5 protein-coding genes are annotated in these 3615 nt (G+C 54.7%); all 5 read right to left on the bottom strand.

Annotated features, from left to right (window positions below; genetic code table 11):
• Nucleotides 1-414, bottom strand: a 414-nt coding sequence (locus H5U36_09645; GenBank protein ID MBC7218371.1) for a purine-nucleoside phosphorylase, incomplete at its 3' end; no start/stop codon positions are given.
• A gap of 15 nt (nt 415-429) precedes the next feature.
• The gene (gene xerD / locus H5U36_09650; protein MBC7218372.1) at nt 430-1335 is read right to left on the bottom strand and encodes a site-specific tyrosine recombinase XerD; all 906 of its coding nucleotides are present in this window, start codon (nt 1333-1335) and stop codon (nt 430-432) included.
• Nucleotides 1316-2071 carry a prolipoprotein diacylglyceryl transferase gene (lgt, locus tag H5U36_09655; protein ID MBC7218373.1) on the bottom strand — a complete coding sequence of 252 codons (756 nt, stop codon included), beginning with the start codon at nt 2069-2071 and terminating at the stop codon, nt 1316-1318. Before lgt ends, xerD begins: the two co-directional genes overlap by 20 nt.
• Nucleotides 2071-3510: a DUF3048 domain-containing protein gene (locus H5U36_09660; protein ID MBC7218374.1), complete on the bottom strand. Its 1440-nt coding sequence runs from the start codon at nt 3508-3510 to the stop codon at nt 2071-2073. The genes lgt and H5U36_09660 overlap by 1 nt, the downstream gene beginning before the upstream one ends.
• Before the next feature lies 1 nt (nt 3511).
• Nucleotides 3512-3615: biopolymer transporter ExbD (locus H5U36_09665; protein MBC7218375.1), on the bottom strand; the 104-nt coding region annotated here is incomplete at its 5' end.

Consider the following 3615-nt stretch of genomic DNA (forward strand, 5'->3'; position numbering starts at 1 on the left):
ATCCCCAAGGAGGTTAATGTGGTCGGTAATAATCATAAGGTCCCCACGACGCATGTTCCGGTTGAGACCTCCTGCCGCATTGCTCACAATGAGCACTTCCGCCCCAAGACCCTTCATAACCCGTACCGGAAAGGTCACCTGCTGCAGGGTATACCCTTCATAGTAGTGGAAACGCCCTTGCATGACCACAACGGGTTTTCCCGAGAGGAAACCGAGAACGAGATTTCCCCGGTGTGTTTCAACGGTAGAGACCGGGAAATGGGGAATCTCCTCGTACGGGATAACCCGGTCAATCTCCACCTCGTCCACGAGTTTCCCAAGTCCTGTTCCCAGGATAATGCCGATACGAGGGGTAAAACGAATCCTCTCCTGAATGAACCGAACACTCTCCTCGATTTGTTTACGAAGTTCCATCCTCACCACCTCCAATTACTTTCTCGGGAATGCTCGTTCGTAAGACTCACGCAGGAATTTCCTGTTGACATGAGTGTACACCTGGGTCGTTGCAATATCACTGTGCCCAAGGAACTCCTGGACCACCCGGAGCTCTGCACCCCCTTCAAGAAGGTGTGTTGCAAAGGTGTGGCGGAGCGTGTGGGGAGTGATGTGCTTCGTGATACCTGCCTGAAGAGCGTATCGCTTCACCATGTTCCAGACGCTCTGGCGGCTCAGTGGTTTCCCGGTGGGACCGCTGATAAAAATGTACTTGCTCCTTCTGCCTTTGAGGAGAAAACGCCGGGCACCCTTAAGGTACGCAAGGAGTGCCTCTTTTGCCCTTTCCCCAAAAGGAACGATACGTTCCTTGAAGCCCTTCCCCCAGAGCCGGAGCATCTGCTCCTCAAGATCAAGGTGCTGGAATTCAAGGAGAACCACCTCACTCACCCTGAGACCACTCGAGTACATGAGCTCAAGTATGGCCCGATCCCGAATTCCGTAAGGTGTCCTCGTATCACAGGCAGAAATGAGCGCTTCCACCTCTGCAACCGTGAGCACTTCGGGGAGACGCCTCTGAATGCGAGGAGCATCGAGGAGTTTTGCCAAATTCTCCCGGGTGACCTTTTCCCGAACGAGGAAGCGAAAGAACGTGCGGAGCGCAGAGATGCGGCGCGCAAGGGTTGCCGGCTTCAGGCCCGCCTGGGACTCATGCGCTACGAAAGCCTCAAGGGTGCTGAGGTCCACGTCGGCAAAGTCTTCCACTCCACGCTCCTTGAGGAAGCGGAGGAAGCTCGTGATGTCCTGACGGTACGCAAGAACCGTATTCTCGGCCACCCGCTGTTCCCAGAAAAGGAAGTGCAGAAACGCCTCGAGGAGCTCTTCAGGCCGACGGCTGGACACGTCTTCTGAGCACCCCTTTCAGAACAAGGGCAAAGAGAATGATGCCAAGGCATGCAGCCTGTCCCAGGGTGAGAAACCCAAGGACAGAGAACGGCTCATCCCGAAGGTACTCAATGAGGAATCGGGCTATTCCGTAAAGGACAAGGTAGTCAAGGAAAAGCTCTCCCTGGAAATGCCGCGCTCTCTCAATCCGAAGGAGAATGAGGAAGATGATGAGCGAGTACCCAATGGCGTACACCTGCGTAGGGTAGCGGAATCCTTCAAGGTCTGGAAACTTTACACCGAGAGGAAAGAAAGAAAAGGGCGAGATGCGCCCATAGCAGCATCCGTTGAGGAAACAGCCAACCCGAGCAATGGCGTACCCCAGGGCAAGAGGGGGAGCAAAAAGATCAAAAAAAGCCGCGAGCTTGTACCGCCTGTGGTAGAGGTACGGCACGGTCAACACAATGGCTCCCGCGACCCCACCGTAGAACGTTAACCCCCCCTCACGGAAGGAGAGTATGTGGAGGGGGTAGTGTCGGTAGTAATCAAAGTGAAGGAGGACATAGGCAAATCTTGATCCCAGGATGGCCCCGATAATGCACAGCGATGCCGCCTCCACCACGCTCTCAGGGAGAATGCCAAACCGGGGAGCCCTCCGAACGGCAAAAAGGATACCCACAAGGAAAGCAATACCAAGGAGCACTCCGTATGAGTACACCGGAAAGTGGCCGATAGAAAAGAGAACACGGTGCATCAGAACACCACCTTTTCCTGGGAATCTACAACCTCAATCCAAACTGGACCTGGAGCAATTCTTGCTTCTCTTCCATCGGGAAGGTAAAAATGGGTCTTATCCCTCATGCTCTTCTTCTCCCAGGTAATGGGAACCACCTTTCCTCCAAGGAACATCCACCCTGAGCCCTTCCCGATGAAGCGAATTTCAACCCTCCCCTCTGCATCCTTAACCCTGTGCTCTGCAACCTGAACAATCACCGTTCCACAGAAAAGCTGCAGCCCCGTCTCCCCATCCCGATGGGGTTCCCCGTTGATAGAACGGAAGTACACCCGACGTTCTGAATCGTAGGTGAATCGAACTCGGTAATCCCGAGTATACCGGATTTCAACCTGAGGCGCATCCTTCCCTTGCGGGCTTTCTCCCGGAGGAAGAACGGAAAAAGTCACCGAACGTACCGGACGAGCAAGGCCAAGAAGCTGAGCCTCTTCAAGAAGACTTGGGAAAAGCACGTAGAGGTTGTGTGGTGGACGACGATCCCGAACCCGTTCGAAGGGACGAAAATTCTTCTGCTCGTCAATATGGTCGACGGCAAGCTCCCGAAGGTACGAGTAAGCCTCTACGCTTCCCCCACTGTGCACGAGAACCGCATCGTGCTCAAAAGCCTTCAGGACAAAGTACGGACGAGCACTGCGAATCGGTCCCACACGTCCCTGGGATTGAGGCTCAAAAACAGCAAGAAATCGAGTGATACCACCTTCGGTGAGCATCTCGTAGACCACACTTGCCCGGCTCAGCCCATACTGAGGGCGAGCTTGGGGAGTATTTTCGATGGCGAAGGCAAAGGGTCTCCGAGTGAAGGGAGAACGACGCTCAAAGGCGCCTTCCGGAGGAGTGAGCTCTCCTGTTGCCAGCGTCTCCCCAACCAGGCCTTCGCTCCTTGTGAGGCCTTCCTCGGCAAGATCCGCAAGAAGGTTTGACCTTCCTTTTTCCTCAAAGAGACCACGAAGGGTTGCTTCTGCCTCAGGACCTTCCCACCGCATTCTCTCCTCTACCTCAAGCTCCTCCCCAGGGGTGAAAATCTTCTCCCCAGAGGGAGCAGCTTCTCCAAGGGGATTCTCAACTTTCGGAAGATCCACCGGAGGTTTGGGAAGGCGAACTTGCTGCCGCTCTGTCTCCACCTTTGCGGCTAACTCGCTCTGTACCTGTGGTTGCAAGGACTCCTCGGTCCTGAGCTCTTCAGGAGGTCGAAGCTCCGCCCGGGTTACCTCCCGAGGAGTGGTACCTTGAGGGGCCTCTTTTGCGGGAATTTCCATAAGTTCTACCACCACAGGCTTTTCCTCTATTTTCGGCACCCGGATGGATAAAAGCCAGAAGGAGAAAACCGCAAGAAACGCGATATTGATAGCAACAGAAATCACAAAAGACACAGACCACACACGCCTCTCGTTGAAAACCACCCTACTCCTCCTCTCCCGGTTGGGTGGCAATGGCCATACGCTCCACTCCAGCCCGTTTCAAGAGGTCCATGAGCTTCACCACTCTCCCATGGAGGACTTCCCGGT

This window comes from Candidatus Caldatribacterium sp. (assembly GCA_014359405.1).
GTDB classification, from domain to species: Bacteria; Atribacterota; Atribacteria; order Atribacterales; family Caldatribacteriaceae; genus Caldatribacterium; species Caldatribacterium oleiphilum.